Consider the following 21,378-nt stretch of genomic DNA (forward strand, 5'->3'; position numbering starts at 1 on the left):
TGTTAAAAACCATTCTTTCTTATTTACCAACTTGGGATATATTGATCGGAGCCCTGGTATCTTTTCTTGTCCCATTCGGTATCTTTAGCCTATTTAAGTGGCTACGCGGATAAAAAACGGAGGATTTTGTTATGTTTAAGTGGTTGAATTCACGTAAAAAAAAAGCCAAACTTCTTCTGCTGCCAGTCATCCGAGCGAGGTACGTCCGTTGACAAGCAGTTTACAGCGCAACCTACAAGTAGTAAGAGAGCAAATTGGACATAGTCCTGATGTAATTTTTCGCCAGTTTTCCTTTTGTGGCACATTATGGAAATCAGCTATTGTTTATATTGATGGTTTAGTAGATAAGACAGCTTTGCACGAACAAATCATGAAACCTTTAATGCAAGAGCCTACAGCAGCAGAAAAGGCAAAACAACTTTCTGATGGAGCAGCACACATAAAAAATTGGGTGATAAATTCTGGCATTCCGATAGCGGAAATAAAAGAGGCACATAACCTGAACGATTGTATTCTTGAGGTACTTTCCGGAAATGCGCTTTTGTTCATTGATGGAATAGACAGTGGTTTCATTCTCGGCATAACCGGCTGGGAGGGTCGTTCCATCGATGAACCGGTTACCGAATCGCTTGTACGGGGACCGCGGGACGGTTTTGTGGAAACGCTTCGCAACAATACGGCGATGCTTCGGCGGCGAATCAAAGATCCAAATTTCACAATGGTTGTTTACAAAGTAGGCCAACGTGCAAAAAAAGATTTAGCGATTGTTTATATAAAAGGAATCGCTAATGAGGAGTTAGTAGCGGAAGTAAAAAGAAGGGTGGAAAGGATCAATATTGATGATGTTCCGGAATCAGGGTATGTTGAACAATTAATTGAGGATAATTACCTTTCCCCTTTTCCTCAAGTACAAAACACGGAAAGACCCGATCGGGTGATGAGTGCATTAATGGAAGGACGTGTAGCTCTTCTATTGGACGGTACTCCCTTCGCTCTTATCGTACCAGTTACATTTTCTATGCTTATGAGTTCACCAGAAGATTACTATGAGCGCTGGTTGCCTGGCTCTTTAATTCGGGCTATGCGATATGGTGCCACTTTTACTGCCTTGTTTCTCCCTGCCTTATACATTTCTTTAATTTCATATAACCAGGGGCTTATTCCAACAAAGTTAGCGATCTCCATTGCTGCAACAAGAGAGGGGGTTCCCTTTCCTTCTCTTATTGAAGCGTTGATGATGGAAGTTATCATTGAAATTTTGCGGGAAGCCGGGGTTCGCCTACCCAAACCGGTAGGACAGGCTGTCGGCATCGTAGGAGGGCTCGTTATTGGTCAAGCAGCGGTGGAAGCCGGAATTGTAAGCCCGATCATGGTTATTGTCGTTGCCTTAACCGCCATCTCATCCTTCGCTTTTCCCCAATATGGGGCTGGGATTGCGATTCGGATGCTCCGCTTCGGAATGATGATGTCGGCTGCTGTGCTTGGTCTGTACGGTGTTATTTTGTTTTTCATTCTGATTAATGCTCATCTTGTAAAATTGAAAAGCTTTGGCGTTCATTACACGGCTTCTTTTACCCCTTATCGGCCAAAGGATTGGAAAGATATGGTGATTAGAGCCCCTCTGATGATGATGAAGCAGCGACCGGAAATGAACAAAACGCAAGATCGCAAACGGCAATAAACAGGAGAAGGAGGCCTTTCATGATTAGCCATCCGAAAGATCGAATCACGCAGACACAGGCTACTATCGTCGTAGCCAATACCATGTTAGCAACAGGCATTCTTACGCTGCCCCGCAGAGTATTGGATGCTGCCGGAACAGCGGATGCCTGGATTTCTCTGCTTTTAGGTGGCCTTATTTCCTTGTTTGCCGGGTATATGATCACAAAAGTAAGCCTCCTATTTCCCGAGTACACTTTCTATCAGTACAGTCAAGCTCTTACCGGAAAGTTTATTGGTACGATTCTTAACGTGCTCCTGATTGTCTATTGTATTTTTGTCTGTGGATACGTAGTGCGGATTTTAGGGGAAGTCATCCATGTCTTTGTGTTAGAAAAAACACCGATTGAAGTGGTAATCATTGTATTTATGAGTGTAGCCACTTATCTAACAGTGGGGGGCATCAATCCGATCGCACGGCTGTGCGAATTGTTTACCCTCCCTATCGTCCTGATTCTTTTTTTAACTTTGACGTTAAGTTTTAGCCATTTTGAACTGGACAATCTTCGTCCACTGCTAAGTGAAGGGTTCACGCCTGTATGGGAAGGGGTAAAAAATACCGCCTTTTCTTTCACGGGATTTGAAATCATGTTCATTGTGACCGCATTCATGACAGAGCCAAACAAGGCCGTAAGATCAACTATTACGGCAATTAGTACGATAATCGTTTTATATATATCGGTGGTCGTGGTGGCCATTGGTATCTTTACGGTAGAGGAGCTGAAGACGCTGACATGGCCGACCATGACGCTGGCGAAAGATATCGAGTTTCCCGGCGCTTTTTTCGAACGTTTTGACTCTTTTCTGGTGATTGTCTGGATTATGGCCATCTATACAACTTTTGTCCCTTATCATTATGCAGCCAGTCTGGGTTTGGGACAACTTTTCCAAAAAAACATGTATTATTTTGTTTTTGGAGTGTTACCGGCCATCTACATTATCGCTATGTATCCGAAAGATTTAAACGCCACTTTTAAACTGGGCGAGTTTATGGGATATTTAGCAATATTCTTTACTATGATTATTCCAATCTTCTTATGGCTTGTGGCTAAAGCAAGGAGGGGGAATCATGAAAAAAACTAAAAGGACATTCATGTTCTCTCTTCTCCTCTCCCTCATCATGATAACAGGTTGCTGGGATCGGGTAGAACTTGAAGACATTGGTATCGTGCTTGGAGTCGCTATTGACGAATCTGCAACGAAAGCAGCGAAAAAACAGGAAAAGGAAGAGTTAAAGGGACAAGCAAAGGAACGTAAGCATATTTTGATGGTTCACCATTTTATCATACCACAAGAAGTGGAAGGAAAAACCATAACGGGAAAGAATAAGCCGTATTCCAACGTTGTCAATGAAGGCGAAACCATCTTTGAAATTGTCCGAGAGCTGTCAACCCGCGTAGCACGTCCCCCAAACTATGAGCATCTAAAAGTGATCGTCATTAGCGAAGAGATAGCTCGTTCTACTGATTTACGCGATATTATCAATTTTTTCCTTCGCAATCCTGAATCAAGACGGACGATCAAAATGCTTATCGCGAAAGGAAAAGCACGGGAAACGTTCGAAAAAAAGCCACCGATTATGGCTAATCCAGCCTTAAAAATGGCGAAAATGATTGAAAACACCAAGAAAACCCTGCGGATGGCACCCGAAATGACACTGGGTGACATGTCGGAAAAACTAACGTCGGAAACCAGCTTTGTTATGCAGCGTGTAGTCACCTCCAAAACGGGAACAAAAGTAGCCGGAGCCACCGTAATAAACGGAAAAACCCACAAAATGGTCGGTTGGCTGGGTGAGGACGAAATGGAAGGGCTAAACTGGATGAGCGGAAAAGGAAAAGCAGGCATTGTGAAAGGAACAGACCAAAAAACAGGAAAAACCATGGTGTATGAAGTAGGAAAAATGAGAAGCAGGATTAAGCCGAAAGTGCAGGGAAATAACATCTCTTTCACCGTAGACATCGAGACGGAAGGGTCACTTCGTGAAGACTGGTTGGAGCCGGGAAATGCTTTCAAAGAAAACTTAATAAAAAGAGCCGAGAAGGCAGCAGAGATGGAAATTAAACGTTTAACTCAGAAGGCGCTGACAAAAACACAGAAGAAGTTTAAAGTTGATGTGGCCGGATTTGGCAAACAGCTCAGTATCTACTACCCCAAAGTTTGGAAGGAAGTCAAAAAAGACTGGGATAAACATTTTAGCAAAATACCTGTAGATATTAACGTGAAAGTGCAAATCAGCGAATTCGGAACGAGAGGAACGAAGATGTAATACAAAGTCATTCAGCTGGCGATGAGCGGGTGAATGTATAATATCGTTTTTCTGTGGAAGCTTAAGATTATCCATTGCCAGAAGCGAACCAAAGGAATAAAGAAATGCCGCGACAGCAAAACCGGAATATGAACGGCTGGACGGTTTCCTCAAACCGAGGCGGCGCTGGAATAGGGGATAAGCAATGAAGGGTAAACGATATTTGACCATTGCTATTGTTGTCATGCTGACTGCGCTTGCAGGAGGATGGAATCTTTTTTTTCGTCTTCCGAACCCAATCGATATAAAAATGAAATCCTCTTCGCCTGTGGAGAAACCTGTCATTCTGCTCATGATTGATTCATTGATGCACAAGCCGCTACAGGAAGTGATCAGGGACGGACGCGCTCCTGCGCTCGCGTTTTTGCTCAAGCATGGACGGTATTTTCCCAAAATGGTAAGTTCTTTTCCCACCATGTCCGTTACGATTGACGCGACGCTTTTAACCGGAACATATCCTGACCTGCATCGCGTGCCCGGACTTGTCTGGTATGACGCAGCCGAGAACCGTATCGTCAATTACGGTAGCGGGGGAATAAGGGAAACGTTGAAGACGGGGCTTGGACAAATGTTGTATGACAGCCTGTATAATTTAAATAATGTTCATCTAAGCCGCAATGTTAAAACGATCCATGAAGAGCTGGCTGCCAAAGGAAAAGCGTCCGCCTCTGTTAATGCGCTTATTTATAGAGGCAAGACGCCTCATATATTACATACATCTGCAATGATTCCGGTAGATAAAACATTTCCTGCCCGTTTGAAAACGTTTGGGCCGGAATGGTTCTCGCTAGGCGTGCTATCGCAAATTGAGCCGGATAGTCGCTACCATCATGCTTGGAAAAAGTTCGGATTTAATAACAAATTCGCTGCTGATGAGATCAAGTACCTAATTCAAAAGAGAAAGCTTCCCGCTTTTACCATCGCTTATTTTCCTGAGTTGGATCAGGCCATCCATAAAAAGGGAATCACAGTTACCAGAGAGATTGAGAGGGCTGATCGACAGATACAGGAGATATTTGCGGCGTATGGATCGTGGGAGACAGCGCTCAAAGAGGCGATTTGGATTGTTATGGGCGACAGTGGACAAACGTCGATCGGCGGCGAACGGAAAGAGGCATTGATCGATTTGCCTTCCCTTTTGTCTTCTTATCGGATTGCAGAGGAAGGGAAGCCAGCTCGGAAAACGGATCAAATCGTGCTTGGTTTTAATGAGAGAATGGCGTATGTTTATGCGCTGGATGAGCGGTTGTCCCTGTCCGAAATTGCCCGTTCCCTGCAAAAGGATAAACGGATCGATGTGATTGCCTGGAAAGAAGGTTCTTTCATTCGGATCGTAAACGGAGGAAAAGAAGGGGATTTTTTCTACCGGCGGAACGGTCGGTACATTGATACGTATGGACAGACGTGGTCTATGCAAGGAGATGCTTCCGTTCTGGATCTATCTGTAACAGGAAACCGAATCGCATATGGCAGCTATCCTGATGGCCTGGCTAGATTATATGGTGCCCTGCATTCACATCCGGGGCGCTATCTTATACTAACAGCTAGACCAGGGTGCGAATTGACGGGGCCGAGTATTCATACGCACATTAATGGGGCCGGGCATGGTTCGTTGCACGAACAGGATTCCCTTGTGCCCCTTATTGTCAGCGGTACGGATCTTTCCCCAAAACATTTGCGGATTGTGGATATGAAGGATTGGATTTTACGGTTGATCCGCTGATGAGGCTTTTATTTTACAGCGCCAGGCCACATAAATAAAAAATAGAAAGAAAAAGGAATTTTGACTACCACAGCGAATGAATATCATAATTAATACTTTTTATATGCGGATTGTGGATGTGAAAGCGAATAGGCAAAAAAAATCGCTGGTTTATTTTTAAAGGGGGGATGGGACTATGGCGGAACACCATTTTTATTTGACGGCAGATTGGAAAGGAGGACGGGACGGAGAAGGGCGCATTTCCGTGGGCAACCTGCAAGCGCCGATTTCCGTTCCAAAAGAGATGAACGGTCCAGGCGTTGGCACGAATCCTGATGAGATGCTGATCGGCGCGGCGGCGACCTGCTATTTGATTACGCTGGCAGCCATTCTCCAAAACAGGGGAATTGGCGTATCGGATTTGCATTTGGAGTCAGAAGGAATCGTGATCATGGAGGGCAGCAGCCCGCGTTTTCAAAAAATTATCCACCGTCCCCGCATTACGTTGGAAGCGGAAGCTGCAGAAGAGCAGATCGAGACCGTAGTTGTGCTGGCTGAACGCGCCGAAAAAGCGTGCATGGTTTCCAAAGCTGTCCAAGGAAATGTGGAAGTGCTTGTGGAGGCCGATGTTGTAATAGCATAATTTAAGAAGTGTTTTCCCGCGTTGTACAATCTAACGTAAAAATTTTCCGTGTTTCTTTCTCTGCTTCTAACAAAAAATATACATGCAAATCATAATTGATAATAAGGAAAGGGTTACAAAGTTATGAAGGATCAAGAAACGAAAAATCAAAGCACAGAACAGAGAATGAAGCAGGCGGATAAAGAAAAGGATACGGAAAGAGCACCGGGTTACGGGGATAAGAAGCTGGAGGGGCCGAATGCTCCGGCTACATAACTTCGGTCTGTTGACAAATATCCCTCTTCTTCCTGTGCTTATGTTGACTTTCCGCGAGACCACACAGGAGGAAGAGGCATATTGTCGCTTTTTTGCGCTAGTACAAAGCCCGGCTATGTGCCGGGCTATCTTTTTGTACGTCAAGCTTATTGATCGCGGCTAAAATCGCACTCATGCAAAGGAATGACTTTTGTTTTCTTAATAAACTTATATCCCAGCCAGAGAATGAGAAACAATGGCAGACCGATATAGGAAACGAGCACGCCATTCCAGTCGATTTTCTCCTCCATAAACGCGCCGTAGTTCTGGCCGAGAATGATGATAATACAGAGCACAAGGGCGAAGAGCGGACCGAACGGGAACCATTTCGCTTTGTAAGGAAGCGCGTTTATATCTCCTCCCTGAGCCACGTATGCCCTGCGAAAGCGGTAATGACAGATTGCGATGCCAACCCAGGCGATAAATCCGGACATACCGCTCGCGTTCAGCAACCAGATGTACACGGTACCGTCACCAAACAGCGAGGACAAGAACGCTAACATGCCCACAAGCGACGTTATGTAGAGAGCATTGACAGGAATGCCGCGTTTATTTACTTTGCCAAGGAATTTCGGTGCCTTTCCTTCCTTGGCCAGCATCCATAGCATCCTCGTACAGGCGTACATGCCGGAGTTGCCCGCTGAAAGGACGGCGGTCAGAATAATGGCGTTCATAACTGAAGCCGCAAATGCCAGTCCCGCCTTTTCAAACACTAGAGTGAAAGGGCTTACAGCAATATTTTCAATATCAGAATTGATGAGACGTTCATCCGTGTATGGAATCATCAGGCCAATGATCAGAATAGCCAAAATGTAAAATAAAAGAATTCGCCAAAATACTTGTTTGATGGCTCTTGGTACGTTTTTCCCTGGTTTTTCGCTTTCCCCTGCCGCGATGCCGACCAGCTCGGTGCCCTGGAAAGAGAAGCCCGCGATTATAAAGACGCTGAATATGGCCATAAATCCGCCGTGGAACGGGGCGTCCCCTACGGTGAAGTTTTTGAATCCGACCGCTTCCCCTCCCATAATGCCGAAAATCATACTGATACCGACAATAATAAAAGCGAGAATGGAAATAACTTTGATTAATGCGAACCAGTATTCGCCTTCCCCGTATCCTTTGACCGATAAATAGTTAAGGCCAAACATGATACCGAGGAAGAGGACGCTCCAGAGAAGCGAAGAGCTATCAGGAAACCAGAACTTCATGATAAGAGCCCCGGCCGAGATTTCTACCGCGATGGTCACGGCCCAGTTATACCAGTAGTTCCAACCAAGTGCGAAGCCAAGCGCCGGATCGACAAATCTGGATGCATAGCTGCTAAAAGAACCAGATACTGGTAAAAATGTAGCCATCTCACCAAGGCTTGTCATTAAAAAGTAGACCATAATGCTAATAGCTAGGTACGCGACGAGCGCGCCGCCGGGGCCGGCTGAGTGAATGGTTGCACCGCTTGCCAAGAAGAGGCCGGTTCCGATTGAACCACCGATGGCAATCATGGTCAAATGCCGCGCTCTTAATCCGCGATGCAACTGGCTGGAAGTATCGGTTACCGGTTCGATCATTTCGTTTACTTGCAATGGAGATTGGCTCATGTAACCACCTCATTTTTTGATTTGTAGTATAGAGAAGAAAAGTTTTGGAGATGAACCGATATGCGAATTTTTAGCATTCACCTTCGCACAAAATAAAAAGAATAAAGTATATAATTTGTTTTTCAATTTACTAAATTTTATTGCAATTATTTCGCCAATTTGGGCACAAAAATGGGAAGCTCGTAGAAAAAATTTCAGGCTTAAGCTCTTTTATTGACAAAACAATAGAGAAGAACAAGCTTTATTCGTTGTGTCCGGTGCAAGAAGCAGGATGGAAGGGGAATTTTTCCTGCAAGAAAAATAGCAAATGCAAAAAAAATGGCGTATATTTTGCTATTTTTTTTGCATTGAATTTTGAATGATGATTATAAAGCGTAAGTTTTTATTGAAATGATTGATCTTGTGCAGGTATAATAAAAAATAAAAAAGCGATGGGTTTCCTTTGACTGAACTGGGAATAGGTAGCTAGGGTTCCGCTTTATATTTGATATGAAGGACTGCGACCGAGCGCTACAGATCTTGCTTTGTGCAAGAGGCACCTATTGGCACAAAAAGCCCGAGGGGGAAAGTTCAGCGTATTTGCGCTGCTTTCCTTCTTTGGGCTTTTTTATTTTTTAAGGAGGTTGAATACGTAATGAAAAAAGCGACACAAATTCGTCCCGGGGTGGCCATTATTATTTTCGACGAACAAAATCGGGTGTTACTTCAAAAAAGGGCGGATGTCGGGTTGTGGGGAATTCCATCAGGACATGTAGAACCTGGTGAGACGGTGTTGCAGGCTGCTGTCCGTGAAGCATGGGAGGAGACAGGCTTACGAGTTGCGATAACACGGTTAATTGGGATTTATTCTGATCCTGTTTCGCAAACGTTTTATTATCCGGATGGTCGCGTCGTACAGTTTGTTACCACATGTTTTCAAGCGCAGGTTATAGGGGGAAAATTATCTCCCCGCTGCGCCGAGACGCTTGAACTGGCTTATTTTCCGCACGATCGTCTGCCTTCAGAGCTTTTGCCAATGCATCCAAAATGGCTGGAAGATGCGCTGGCTAACCATGATCTTCCGTTTCTTCGCTAGTATTCGGAGTCGTATCAGCGAAGCTGTTACCAAGTGCTAACTTAAAATAGCAACGAAGAGGATTTTTCTTCTGTAATCTTTGGGTAATTGACGGAGATCTTGTCCATACTACTCCTAAGAATATACTACGCCAAAGAAGTCAATTTATATTTTTATTTCTTAACATCGGGTATCCCTTACACTTTTTGTGACGTATAACCTTTCTTGCCTGTATAGTAAAAAGACTGGCAACTATCGTGTTTTTCATTTCTGCTTTTTGTAGTTATTGTATGCTTCAGAACTTCTCTGCTTTTCTCGTTGTGTGTTTTTAGATGTAATGGGTTATACGTTATTGGAAGGAAGAGAAGATCGATGAGAAAGCGGGCAAAATTTATTGTGGTATGTTTATGGCTATTTTTTATGTCGGGCTGTGGCGATCGGCTTGATGTGGAGGACTTAACGCTATCTTTAGCGTATGGGATTGATTTAGATAAAGATAATGAGCTAATGGTTTATCAAATAAGTCCGGTTTTTAGTAAAGATACAAAAAAGAAATACGAAGTGTATGGATCCAAAGTGAACACAGTCAGGCAGGCAAGGGAGAGGTTTAACAGTACAGCGAACGGTCAAATTGCTACCGGAAAAGTGCAAGTATTTCTATTGGGTGACAAAATATTGAAAAAAGAGGGCAGCGTACCTTATCTGGACGTGGCTTATCGAGATCCGAAAAACACGGGAAATATGCGTATGGTTGCTGTGAAGGGGCCAGTTTCTTCTGTTTTGAACAGTAAGTTTAGCGATAAGCCTCGCTTTCCTGTGTATATAAATAATGTAATTGATGTGGCAAATCAGTCCAATGAAACGGTTTTTACCACGCTGCAAAAATTCCATAAAATGTTTTTTGATAAAGGGATTACGCCTGCGATTTCAGAAATAAAAGCAGATAAGACGGGGATTGTTGTCACTGGGTCTGCGCTTTTAAATGATAGAGGAATGTATAAACTGTCGCTAACTCGTCGAGAAAGTGCGTTACTTCTTATTTTGCAGGACGAAGCAAAGTTGCCGGTATCCCTTACAATCCGTATGCCTCCAGGATCATTTAAAACCCTGAATTTTCGTGAAAACGTAAAAGGGACTAACTTTGTAACAATAAATGTAAATAAAATTAACCGTCGTATTTCGACAAATTATAGAAAAAACCATTTTTCATTTGATGTAAAGATGAAACTTGATGTTACATTAGTGGAACGTACGTTTCATATCGATATGGAAAATGAGAAGGAGAAAGAACAATTAACTCTTCTCATCACGGATCAACTCGAAAAAGAATTAAATAGGTTGGTTAAAAAAGTGCAGAAGCACCATCTCGATCCGTTTGGATTTGGATGGTATGCACGTGCTTACCAATATCAGCAATGGAAAAAGATTGATACTCACTGGATGGATGAATTTTCAAGGGCGACTGTTAGAGTAGCACCAATGATACAAATCAAAGCTCATGGTGTGATTCAATAAAGATTGTATGCATTTGAGTGAATTTGAACAGCGCTGTTATGATGATTGGGCGAAGGAAATTTATTGCCCAGTCTTCTGGATATTAAAAAATGACAAAAAGGGATTCTGACGAGAGAGAAAACGGAGCGATTACAATCCTTAAGATAAATAAAATAAGACGGAATACTATACGTGCTGAATGCGGTTAGAAGGCAATCTTAAATGGCAGACAGTCCGGGCCCCATGACAGGGTACCGGACTATCGTTATTTTTGTCCACAATGTCAATGTCGTAAATGTCGCAGTATGGAAAGGCCAGGAATAGTATTAAAATACTGCGTACAACAAGAAAAAACAAACAAATTTCTAAAAATATATCAATATTTATGTAGAAAAAACCTAAATTTATAAGGTACTCTATTACTAGAAATAATGTCTTATAAATCATAGTTTGCTTATGGAGCAAGTCGAAAGGAGACAGGAACATGGACATAGAAAATAACAAAGGAATTCTTCTGGAAAGTGGTACAAATGAACTGGAGATTATCGAGTTTGGCATTGCTGGGGAAGTGTTTGGCATTAACGTCATTAAAGTACGTGAAGTCATTAATCCACTGCCGGTGACGCGCACGCCGAAATCCCATCCTCATGTAATGGGCATTATTCAGTTGCGTGGAGAAGTGCTTCCAGTCATTGATTTGGCAAAAGCGCTCGGCTTTCCGCCATCTGAGCATCCGGAACAGGACAAATTTATCATTGCGGAACTCAATCAGATGAAGGTGGCCTTTCATGTGCATTCAGTTTCGCGCATTCATCGGATTTCTTGGGAACAAATCGAGAAACCATCCGAGCTCACACGCGGCCTTGAAAGCAGTACAACCGGTGTGGTGAAAATGGAAGATCGCTTTATTTTGTTGCTTGATTTTGAAAAGATCGTGGTGGACATTAGCCCGGAAGCGGGATTCCAAAGCGGACAGATGCGGGAGCTTGGCGAGCGGCCCATTTCGGCCAAGCGCATTTTGCTGGCGGAAGATTCTGCCATTCTGCGCAAGCTGATCGAAGAGACGCTTCATAAGGCAGGATATACGCACGTTGAAGCATGCGAGGACGGAAACGAGGCATGGCGCTATCTTGAACACCTTGTCGGCACAGGGCAGGATGTAACCGAGCATATTCAACTGGTAATTACAGATATCGAAATGCCGGGAATGGACGGGCATCATCTGACAAAACGCATTAAAGAACATCCGGAGTTGCAGAAGCTACCGGTTGTCATTTTTTCGTCGCTGATTACGGATGATTTGCGCCATAAAGGAGAGAAAGTGGGTGCAGATGCACAGGTAAGTAAGCCGGAAATTGTAAATCTTGTGAAAGTGATTGACGGTTTAATTTTGTAACTTGGCTTTTGTCTTCGATAATTTTTTGCGATTCGGCCATACTAAAAATAGCGTTTATAAAAAGGGGGAGCTTTCATGACTGACGAAAATAAACGCCAGGCGATGGAGCGGGTACATCCGCGCAGCCACCCGTCGCGTTTGGATCAGTTTGGCCGGGACGGACAAATTCCGATTACTGGGCAGGAGCCGCCGCGGTTCATTTCTATGACGGAAGCCGAAAGAGAAGAGGAATAGGAGAAAATGCCCCACAAGTAAACCTGCGGGGCATTTTCTTCGTCTTTCTAGCTCCTTTTGTGAAGAACGTGAAGTTAGTATGAATAGGTTGCTGTTACAGTGCTTTCGATCTTCAATTCGCCCGGATACACCTGGCTGCTCGCGTTGCTCTTTTCTTGTGCGCTATAGTCGGCAACCACTGACTGGCGGTACATAGGAATAGGCTGAGGGGTAATGTTGTCAGTGATCTGCACGATGTCTTTAATTTTCACGCCGGCATGTTTCGCTATGCGTTCCGCCTTTAGACGGGCATTATCCATCGCTTTATCCATGGCTGCGAGTTTGTGCTCCTCGATTTTTTCCGAACTAAACCAGACATTTTCAATCCGGTTGGCTCCGACAGCGACAGCGGTATCCATCACCTGTCCGATCTTCTCCAGATTACGGTATTTGATCTGGACGATTTGTTCGACTTGATACCCTTTAAATTGCTGCTTGTTGTTTTCCCACGTATACTCCGGCATGGTGGAAAAACGCACGGTTTGTATGTCTTTTTCGGCGATTTGCAGGCGGATGAGCGCGTTATGAATCGTCTTGAATTGCTGGGCATTCTTTTCCTGTGCTTCCCGGGCTGTTTTTCCTGTTGTATATAACCCGAGCTGAATGTAGGCGATATCTGGTTGTACCGTAACTTCTCCATGACCGGTCACGGTGATTGTGCGCAGCGCGGCGGGGGCAACAACTTCTGAACTTTGCACGGATGTTTGGGCATAGGCGGCAGGCACCCATCCGGAAATAATAGACATCCCGAGAAGTAGAGCACAAGATAATGTTCTAACAGTAGGTATATTCTTCATATTTATCTCTCCTATGTCCATGTTTTACTGTATAGACGATTCTTTTATAAAATAGGTTGCGTTTAGAGGGAAGGAATGTTTACCTTTCCCTATATTTTAATACGAAAACGTTTGATCTGGTCCCAGAGCGCTTCGCCTACCAACACTTCTTTTTGCTTGTCGCCAATCAAGTCAAAATGAGGGAATTCTTCGCGGTGATGAAGATGTTGGCTGCCCAGGCCATATTTTTCCCCCCATGCGAGTAAAGCAGCGAGATCGGCGCATCCTGCTTTTGTGACCGTCGTAATATCGGGGCAGCGCGGATGGAGCCAGAAATGGGTAATGAACGCCACTTCTCCTCTGCGAACTTGTTCTTTCCATGCTTCAAGCTCTGCACGTTTCACGCCGAAAGCCATCTTCTTCCTCCTTTCTGCTGGAATCTTCGTGTTTATGTGATAGAGATTTGGTAAGATAATAAAGAAACTTCTACAACGCAAGCACGTTCTGTGGCTAACATAGAAGCTTGCATATTACGTGTGTGAAAGGAGGCGTTTTTTATACACATTGTCGATGAACAAAAAACCGAGCAGGCGATCCTCATCGGCTGCTATAAGAAACACGGTGACCAGCGCCGATTCGAGCTGTCTATGGAGGAATTGGCGGAGCTAACCCGGACGGCGCAGGCGGAGGTTATCGCTTCGCTGACACAAGAGCGGAATCAAATAGATGCACGCTTGTATGTAGGCAAGGGCAAAGTCGAAGAAATCAATCAGCTTGCGCTTGAGCTGAAAGCCGATCTCGTCATTTTCAATGATGAGCTGACTCCGATGCAAATCCGCAACCTTGAGCAGGCCATTGAATGCAAAGTGATTGACCGCACCCAGCTCATCCTCGACATTTTTGCCCAACGTGCCCATTCGCGCGAAGGAAAATTGCAGGTTGAGCTGGCCCAATTACAGTATAGATTACCGCGTTTGACAGGGAAAGGGGCGGGGCTGTCGCGACTTGGAGCCGGCATCGGAACCCGGGGGCCGGGGGAAACCAAGCTGGAGACGGATCGGCGCCACATCCGCCGCCGTATCAGCGAAATCGAACACCAGTTGGCAGAAGTAAAAAGGCACCGTCTGTTGTACCGTGAACGTCGTAAAAAGAACGAAGTGTTTCAGGCAGCACTTGTCGGTTACACGAACGCAGGAAAATCGACCATTTTGAACCGTCTCACCGGGGCGGGCGTTCTGGAAGAGGACAAGCTATTCGCTACGCTTGATCCGACATCGCGCCGCGTACGGTTGCCTGGAGGCGAAGAAATTATCATGACCGACACGGTGGGATTTATTCAGGACTTGCCGCACCAGTTGGTAGCCGCGTTCCGTTCCACGCTGGAAGAAGCGGCAGAAGCGGATGTTATCGTTCAGATCGTCGATGCATCCCATCCAGACCACCAAATCCACATGGAAGTGGTAGACAGCGTGCTTACCGAACTTGGGGCGGGCATGATCCCGCGCTTGACAGTATTCAATAAGATGGATGTGGTTGCCGAAGCACCGATTGCGCCGGTAACAGGCGAAGTCTTGTACATATCCGCACACCGTCCGGAGGATATAAAGCGTCTACTTATGGTCATCGAAGCACACATAAAGAGTCGGTATGCCCGGTATACGCTGCGCCTGCCGACCATACGTGGCGATTTATACGCGCTTGTGCGCCGTAACTTGCATATCGTCCACGAAAATATTAGCGAGGACGGCATGTACTATGAACTGCAAGTGGAAGGTCGAAATGTTACACAACTTTCCCCGGAACTTTTGCAGTTTATCATATAAAAAAGTAGAGGTAGAGAGGGAAGATAGCGTGTTTTCGTACTTGATGCATGGAGATAAACTGGCCCCTTATGTAGAGCAGGTAGAAGCGGAGATTTATCCACGCCTGCGCGAGATTGAAAAAATAGCAGATTACAACCAGTTCAAAGTGCTGAGGGCGTTTCAAAAACACCAAGTCAGCGATTTTCACTTTGCTCCGTCGACCGGATATGGATACGACGATATGGGACGGGAAACATTGGAAAAAGTGTATGCCGAAGTATTCGGCGGGGAAACGGCGCTCGTGCGCACGCATATTTTGAGCGGTACACATGCCATTGCGATCACCTTGTTCGGCCTTCTTCGTCCGGGAGATGAGCTTTTGTATATTACCGGCGCACCGTATGATACGCTGGAAGAAATCGTCGGCGTAAGAGGTCACGGCAAAGGTTCGCTCAAAGAGTTCGGGGTGAGCTATGCCGCCGTACCGCTGACGGAAGCGGGAGAGATCGACAAAGAAGCGGTGGCTCGTGCCATCAACAGTCGGACAAAAGTGATCGGCATTCAGCGCTCTCGCGGCTATGCTGACCGTCCTTCTTTTACGATCGAAAAAATAAAGGAAATGATTGATTTCGTAAAAGCAATTCGTCCGGACATCATTGTCTTTGTGGATAATTGTTACGGAGAGTTCACCGAGAGCAAGGAGCCGTTGGAAGTTGGTGCTGACATTATGGCCGGGTCGCTTATTAAGAACCCTGGCGGCGGTCTTGCCAAGAGTGGGGGATATATCGTTGGTCGGGCGGATCTTGTGGAGATGGCGTCCTACCGGATGACCGCACCGGGGCTCGGCGCCGAGGTCGGTTCGACGCAGTATGGGACGCTGGAAATGTTCCAGGGCTTTTTCTTAGCGCCGCATGTCGTTGGTGAAGCGCTGAAGGGAGCGGTATTTACCGCAGGCCTTTTGGAAAAGCTCGGATTCAAAACGAACCCGCGCTGGGACGCGCCACGTACCGATTTGATCCAATCTGTCGAATTCGGCACGGCAGAAGGGCTGGTGACATTCTGCCAAGGAATCCAGAAAGCCTCGCCAGTCGATTCGCACGTTGTACCGCAGCCGGGTGCGATGCCGGGATACGCCGATCCGGTCATTATGGCGGCCGGCACGTTTATTCAAGGTGCCAGCATCGAGTTGTCCGCGGATGGCCCGATCCGCTCGCCGTACCTGGGGTTCGTCCAGGGTGGCCTGACTGCTTCCCATGTTAAAGTTGGTGTACTGACCGCGCTCGACGAAATGTTAAAAAAGAATTTGTTACAAATTTAAAAAGAGGCGGTATCTTTCAAAAAATATATGTAAAATTATCTTACATGTATTGACGATAAAACCTGACATGTGTAGAATAAGAACTAAGGAAGCAAGGAGATTCGCCGGCGAAAGGAGATAAAAACGTGAAAGACAAAATTCGCCGTAATATGGCTCTTTTTCCGATAGGGATTGTGATGCAGCTGACTGAATTATCGGCCCGTCAAATCCGTTATTATGAACAGCAACAGCTTATTTCCCCGGCGCGGACGAAAGGAAACCAACGCCTGTTTTCATTCAACGATGTCGACCGCCTGCTGGAGATTAAAGCGTTGCTGGAGAAAGGATTAAACATTGCTGGCATCAAACAAGTGCTGGAAATGAAACACGAGGAAAAGCGCAACGAGAACATGATTGATGAAAAAACAGAGCAGAAACGCAGGGAACTTACCGACCGCGAGCTGCATGAACTGCTCAAGCAGCAGATTATGCACGCGAATCGGCCGGGACAGACGCCGCTTAACTGGGGGGAGCTTTCCCGCTTCTTCCATTAAAAAAAATAAAAGCAAAAATAAGGGAGTCTCCTTGCTTATGAGGAGAGATTTTTAAGGAGGTAGTTTGAGATGGCAGCAAAGTACACGAAAGAGGATATTTATCGCTTAGTCAAGGAAGAGAATGTAAAATATATCCGCTTGCAGTTCACGGATCTACTTGGAACGATTAAAAACGTAGAAATTCCGGTAAGCCAGCTCGAAAAGGCGCTCAATAACAAGATGATGTTTGACGGTTCTTCCATCGAAGGTTTTGTACGCATCGAAGAATCCGACATGTACCTGTATCCGGATCTTGACACATTCGTTGTCTTTCCGTGGACGACGGAAGATGGCAAAGTGGCTCGCTTCATTTGCGATGTATACACACCAGATGGCAAACCGTTCATGGGGGATCCGCGCCAAATCCTGAAAGCGGCGCTGCAAGAAATGGAATCATTCGGCTTCACTTCGTTTAATCTCGGACCGGAGCCGGAGTTCTTTCTATTCAAGCTGGATGAACACGGTCAGCCGACAAACGAGTTGAACGACCAAGGCGGATATTTTGACTTTGCCCCGCTGGATCTTGGTGAAAACTGTCGGCGTGACATCGTGCTGACGCTCGAGCAAATGGGCTTCCAAGTTGAAGCGTCTCATCATGAAGTAGCACCTGGTCAGCACGAAATCGACTTCAAATATGCGAATGCTGTAGAGGCGGCTGACCAGATCCAAACATTTAAGCTGGTAGTCAAAACGATCGCACGTAAACACGGTCTGCACGCGACCTTCATGCCGAAACCGTTGTTCGGTATTAACGGTTCCGGTATGCATTGCAACCTGTCTCTATTCGCAGGCAACAAGAACGCGTTTGAAGATCCGTCAACTGAACTGGGACTAAGCGAAACAGCTATGCATTTCTTGGCTGGCATCATCAAGCATGCCCGTGGCTTTGCAGCCATCACAAACCCGACTGTAAACTCCTATAAACGTCTTGTTCCTGGTTATGAAGCACCTTGCTATGTAGCATGGTCTGCAAAAAACCGCAGCCCGTTAATTCGTATTCCGGCTTCCCGTGGCTTGAGTACCCGGATTGAAGTACGCAATCCGGACCCGGCCGCAAATCCGTATCTGGCATTAACGGCATTGCTGGCTGCCGGTCTGGATGGCATTAAAAACAAATTGCAGGCACCTCCGGCGATTGACCGCAATATCTATGTAATGAATGAAACGGAACGCCAAGAAGCGGGCATCGCAAGTCTGCCGGCTACGTTGAAAGAAGCGATTGAAGAACTGAAAGCCGACGAAGTGATTTGCAAGGCGCTCGGTGAACACGCACTTGAGCACTTCATTGAAGCAAAAGAGATCGAATGGGATATGTTCCGTACCACTGTTCACTCGTGGGAACGCGATCAGTACATTAATTATTAATAGTTTAAGAAAAACTTGCGGGCATTGCCCGCAAGTTTTTCTTAACTCCTGCTATCTTCCTTCTCCATATGCATAACTGGAAGAGAGATAATAATTGTAGTGCCAACATCGGAATTTGTCGTAATCGAAATGGTACCGTTATGCTTTTCGATGATACCTTTCGCGATGCTGGTTCCCAGCCCGCTCCCGGTTATTTTCGCTTCTTTCACTTTCGGTTCGCGATAAAACATCGTAAAAATTTTTTCCATGTTTTCTTCTGATATCCCCATGCCATTGTCTTTAATTTCCGTTATAATAAACTCTCCTTTTTGATAGCACGCAATCTCGATGCGGATTTTTTCTTTTTCCCGCGAATATTTCACCGCATTGCTCAAAATGTTTACGAGCGCGCGGTTGATTTTCGCAGGATCAACAAATACGAGCGGCAATTCAGGTTCGTATGAAGTATAAACGTCGATGTTCGGTTCCGCGAACTCTGCGATGACCATTTCCAGGGCATAGTCGATTAAGAAATCGAGGTTTATCCATTCTTTTTGAAAAGACAGCTGATCCATGTGCAAAGCAGAAAGTTCAAACAAATCGTCAATCAATTGAATCGTATGATTAATTCGGGTGAGAATCGTGCGAATAAATTCTCGTTCTTTCTCCGGCGGAAATTCGTACTTATGCAAAGCTTGCAAATATCCCTTAATGGTTGTCAGCGGCGTTTTTAAATCATGGGATACCTGTGCAATAAGTTCCGCCCGCGCCTGTTCTGCTCCCTTCAACTTCTCATACATTTCCGTTAGTTTTGTATTCGCTTCCTGCAACTCTTTTGTTCGTTCCCCTACTTTTTCTTCAAGTTCATTTGCCCGCTTCTTCAGTTCTGCGATGAGCTGTTCAATCGTTTGGCTCATCCTGTTGAACGTTTTCGTCAAATTGCCGATTTCATCCTGTGAGGTAATCGGTATTTCCTGATGATAATGACCTTTCCCGCTTTGTTTTAGCGCTATGGCCAAATTTTTCACAGGCTCGGTTACCGTTCGCGAAAAACGATAAGAAAAGAAAATGAGAAGGAACGCGCCGACGAACAAAAAGAACAAAAACGGAATGACGAATTGTTTCATTTGCGAAGATATTTGCACTTTCGTTTCGGCGATAATAGGATTCGCAATATCCGCTTCGGGGATATAAAAGCTCATCATCCATCTGCTGCTGGGAATGTTGGCAAACAAAAGATACGCGTTTCCCTCTGCTGTAGCCATCTTCACGATGCCTTTTTTCTTTTGTTTCATCTTTTCTATGTATGGTTTGAAGGCGTCCGAAGAGCTTCCAAAACCGGGAAGAGGGGTGGACAACTTCCGCCCGGATGGCTGATTGCTGGCGATCATATGGCCATTCTCGTCTACGATAAAGGCGAAAGCATTCGGTTCAGTGAAAGTGAAATCGAGAAATTTGCGTACCATACGGTCAAGCGGAAAGTCCACCCCAATAACTCCTTGTAATACTCCGTTTGGCGAATATACAGGAATGACAGCTGTTACTACCCATTTCCAATGCGTAACATCTTCATACGGGCGGGTCCATTTTACCGCCCGTTCCGGATTATGCTCGGCATCCGCAATATAATAAAACTCATACTGTTGGATCCGAATATCAGGAGGAAGTCGGCCCGTGGACACTTCATATTCAGCGTTTATCGGTGGATAGATAAAAAATCCGAATTCAGCAAAGCCGAAAAAGGCGGCTTTTAATCCTGGTTCGTTTTGCACCGTTTCTTTTAATAATGGTTCCAACTGAGATACGATCTCCAAATCGCTTTGCACATTTTTCGTTATAGGGGTCAAAGCGCTGAGAAAAAAACGGGAGTTTTGCCTATCAGGATAAAAGAAATACCCTTTCGGATCCCGTTGTAACGTGATCGTTGGCTTGCGCAAAGCTATAAAATCGGACTTTTTCGCAAATAAATATTCGGCTTGCTTGCGAATCAGTTTTAAATTGTGTTCGATTTTGGTAAATTCAGCATTATTGATCTCTGTTTCCTTTTCTAGTAACGCCAATTTTTGCATGAGCACATTGGTAATCGTTTTCTGAATTTGTTCGTTTGCCATTGTGCTCGACAGCGAATGAACCTGGATCAAACTATAACAACCGAGCAGGACATACGGAATAAAGGAAAGCAAGGTCGTAAAACAGACGATTTTAAGAAAAAAAGATTTACGTATGATGTTAAAAAGCCGCAAATTTATATCCAACTCCTCTGACCGTCAGAATATATCTTGGCTGAAGAGCGTTTTCTTCAATATTTTTCCTGAGACTTGAGATATGGACGACGACGGTTCGTTTCTCGCTTAACGTATTCATTCCCCACACATGATCAAGCAGTTGCTCAGCAGAGAAGACCCGATTCGGATGTTGCGCCAGAAATGCGAGCAAATCGAATTCTTTAGCGGTAAGAGGAATGCTTTTTCCGTCGCGGTAAACTTCTCTTGCGTGAAGATTAATGCAAATATTATCGAATTGAATATGCTGTTTTGTCTGTTGTTTTTGAAACTTTTGCAAAATGCGGTTTCGCCTAAGATGGGCGCGCACACGGGCCATTAGTACGCTAATGTTAAAAGGCTTTTCCACATAATCGTCCGCGCCGATGCTTAATCCCAACACTTTATCGGTATCCTTATTCTTGCAGCTTAAAAAAATAATCGGGCAAGAAGTGAGCATACGGAGTTGCTGGCAGATTTCAATACCATCCGAATCCGGCAGCATAATATCAAGAAGGATAAGGGAAGGGGAGCTTTTTTTAACTTTTTCCACCGCTTCGAGGCCTGACGAAGTAATGGAGTACGGCAAGGCTTCTTGTTCAAAGCAAGTAGAGAGCAGTTTTTGAATATCCTTATCGTCTTCTACAATGAGTATAGGCTCCATTTCGTTCACCTCTTTATACATTTGACTTGATGTATCCATATAGCGACATCGCTTTCTGAGATGTACATCTCTTTATCGAAATTTTCTTATAATTATACCTCATAAGTCAACTATTGCTTAAATTTTTTTGAAAAATATAAAGGTTTTATAGGAGAACTATCAA

The 21,378-nt window shown here is 45.0% G+C and carries 19 protein-coding genes; 14 read left to right on the forward strand and 5 right to left on the reverse strand.

Going from position 1 to position 21,378, the window contains the following annotated elements; translation table 11 throughout:
- Window positions 1-208: 208 nt before the first annotated feature.
- The 6 genes from ACH33_RS09050 (at window position 209) to ACH33_RS20350 (ending at window position 6,627) form a co-directional block, all read left to right on the forward strand.
- Window positions 209-1,681 carry a spore germination protein gene (locus ACH33_RS09050; protein WP_057898726.1) on the forward strand — a complete coding sequence of 491 codons (1,473 nt, stop codon included), beginning with the start codon at window positions 209-211 and terminating at the stop codon, window positions 1,679-1,681.
- 20 nt (window positions 1,682-1,701) lie between these two features.
- The gene (locus tag ACH33_RS09055; protein WP_057898727.1) at window positions 1,702-2,802 is read left to right on the forward strand and encodes a GerAB/ArcD/ProY family transporter; all 1,101 of its coding nucleotides are present in this window, start codon (window positions 1,702-1,704) and stop codon (window positions 2,800-2,802) included.
- Window positions 2,789-3,988: a Ger(x)C family spore germination protein gene (locus tag ACH33_RS09060; protein WP_057898728.1), complete on the forward strand. Its 1,200-nt coding sequence runs from the start codon at window positions 2,789-2,791 to the stop codon at window positions 3,986-3,988. The genes ACH33_RS09055 and ACH33_RS09060 overlap by 14 nt, the downstream gene beginning before the upstream one ends.
- A gap of 184 nt (window positions 3,989-4,172) precedes the next feature.
- Window positions 4,173-5,750 (forward strand): alkaline phosphatase family protein, encoded by a 1,578-nt coding sequence (locus tag ACH33_RS09065; protein ID WP_057898729.1) that lies wholly within the window; start codon window positions 4,173-4,175, stop codon window positions 5,748-5,750.
- Between the two features lie 175 nt (window positions 5,751-5,925).
- Complete coding sequence (locus ACH33_RS09070; RefSeq protein ID WP_057898730.1) at window positions 5,926-6,372, forward strand: SACOL1771 family peroxiredoxin; 447 nt, start codon at window positions 5,926-5,928, stop codon at window positions 6,370-6,372.
- 123 nt (window positions 6,373-6,495) lie between these two features.
- Complete coding sequence (locus ACH33_RS20350) at window positions 6,496-6,627, forward strand: hypothetical protein (protein WP_257721591.1); 132 nt, start codon at window positions 6,496-6,498, stop codon at window positions 6,625-6,627.
- Window positions 6,628-6,773: 146 nt separating this feature from the next.
- On the opposite strand, the gene ACH33_RS09080 is transcribed toward ACH33_RS20350, so the two are convergent.
- The gene (locus ACH33_RS09080) at window positions 6,774-8,261 is read right to left on the reverse strand and encodes an amino acid permease (protein ID WP_082705965.1); all 1,488 of its coding nucleotides are present in this window, start codon (window positions 8,259-8,261) and stop codon (window positions 6,774-6,776) included.
- A gap of 634 nt (window positions 8,262-8,895) precedes the next feature.
- On the opposite strand from ACH33_RS09080, the gene ACH33_RS09090 reads away from it, so the two are divergent.
- The 4 genes from ACH33_RS09090 to ACH33_RS19210 all read left to right on the forward strand — a co-directional run bounded on the left by ACH33_RS09090 (window position 8,896) and on the right by ACH33_RS19210 (window position 12,439).
- Window positions 8,896-9,336 carry an NUDIX domain-containing protein gene (locus tag ACH33_RS09090; RefSeq protein WP_057898733.1) on the forward strand — a complete coding sequence of 147 codons (441 nt, stop codon included), beginning with the start codon at window positions 8,896-8,898 and terminating at the stop codon, window positions 9,334-9,336.
- 351 nt (window positions 9,337-9,687) lie between these two features.
- Window positions 9,688-10,830 (forward strand): Ger(x)C family spore germination protein, encoded by a 1,143-nt coding sequence (locus ACH33_RS09095; protein ID WP_057898734.1) that lies wholly within the window; start codon window positions 9,688-9,690, stop codon window positions 10,828-10,830.
- A gap of 469 nt (window positions 10,831-11,299) precedes the next feature.
- Window positions 11,300-12,205, forward strand: coding sequence for a chemotaxis protein (locus ACH33_RS09100; RefSeq protein ID WP_408863345.1), 906 nt, complete (start codon window positions 11,300-11,302; stop codon window positions 12,203-12,205).
- Between the two features lie 75 nt (window positions 12,206-12,280).
- The gene (locus ACH33_RS19210) at window positions 12,281-12,439 is read left to right on the forward strand and encodes a hypothetical protein (protein ID WP_156424030.1); all 159 of its coding nucleotides are present in this window, start codon (window positions 12,281-12,283) and stop codon (window positions 12,437-12,439) included.
- A gap of 74 nt (window positions 12,440-12,513) precedes the next feature.
- Here ACH33_RS19210 and ACH33_RS09105 read toward each other — a convergent pair whose 3' ends face one another.
- Window positions 12,514-13,275: an SIMPL domain-containing protein gene (locus ACH33_RS09105; RefSeq protein ID WP_057898736.1), complete on the reverse strand. Its 762-nt coding sequence runs from the start codon at window positions 13,273-13,275 to the stop codon at window positions 12,514-12,516.
- A gap of 89 nt (window positions 13,276-13,364) precedes the next feature.
- Window positions 13,365-13,670 (reverse strand): hypothetical protein, encoded by a 306-nt coding sequence (locus ACH33_RS09110; RefSeq protein ID WP_057898737.1) that lies wholly within the window; start codon window positions 13,668-13,670, stop codon window positions 13,365-13,367.
- A gap of 147 nt (window positions 13,671-13,817) precedes the next feature.
- Between ACH33_RS09110 and hflX the strand changes: the two genes are divergently transcribed.
- The 4 genes from hflX (at window position 13,818) to glnA (ending at window position 18,311) form a co-directional block, all read left to right on the forward strand.
- The gene (hflX, locus tag ACH33_RS09115; RefSeq protein ID WP_057898738.1) at window positions 13,818-15,077 is read left to right on the forward strand and encodes a GTPase HflX; all 1,260 of its coding nucleotides are present in this window, start codon (window positions 13,818-13,820) and stop codon (window positions 15,075-15,077) included.
- 28 nt (window positions 15,078-15,105) lie between these two features.
- Window positions 15,106-16,374 (forward strand): methionine gamma-lyase family protein, encoded by a 1,269-nt coding sequence (locus tag ACH33_RS09120; protein WP_057898739.1) that lies wholly within the window; start codon window positions 15,106-15,108, stop codon window positions 16,372-16,374.
- A gap of 125 nt (window positions 16,375-16,499) precedes the next feature.
- Window positions 16,500-16,907, forward strand: a complete 408-nt coding sequence (locus ACH33_RS09125; RefSeq protein ID WP_057898740.1) for a MerR family transcriptional regulator — start codon at window positions 16,500-16,502, stop codon at window positions 16,905-16,907.
- A 69-nt stretch (window positions 16,908-16,976) separates the two neighbouring features.
- Window positions 16,977-18,311, forward strand: a complete 1,335-nt coding sequence (gene glnA, locus ACH33_RS09130) for a type I glutamate--ammonia ligase (RefSeq protein ID WP_057898741.1) — start codon at window positions 16,977-16,979, stop codon at window positions 18,309-18,311.
- Window positions 18,312-18,352: 41 nt separating this feature from the next.
- On the opposite strand, the gene ACH33_RS09135 is transcribed toward glnA, so the two are convergent.
- Both ACH33_RS09135 and ACH33_RS09140 read right to left on the reverse strand, forming a co-directional pair.
- The gene (locus ACH33_RS09135; RefSeq protein WP_156424031.1) at window positions 18,353-20,401 is read right to left on the reverse strand and encodes a sensor histidine kinase; all 2,049 of its coding nucleotides are present in this window, start codon (window positions 20,399-20,401) and stop codon (window positions 18,353-18,355) included.
- Between the two features lie 118 nt (window positions 20,402-20,519).
- Complete coding sequence (locus ACH33_RS09140) at window positions 20,520-21,215, reverse strand: response regulator transcription factor (RefSeq protein WP_057898743.1); 696 nt, start codon at window positions 21,213-21,215, stop codon at window positions 20,520-20,522.
- Between the last annotated feature and the right edge of the window lie 163 nt (window positions 21,216-21,378).

This window comes from Aneurinibacillus sp. XH2 (genome assembly GCF_001439585.2).
GTDB classification, from domain to species: Bacteria; Bacillota; Bacilli; order Aneurinibacillales; family Aneurinibacillaceae; genus Aneurinibacillus; species Aneurinibacillus thermoaerophilus.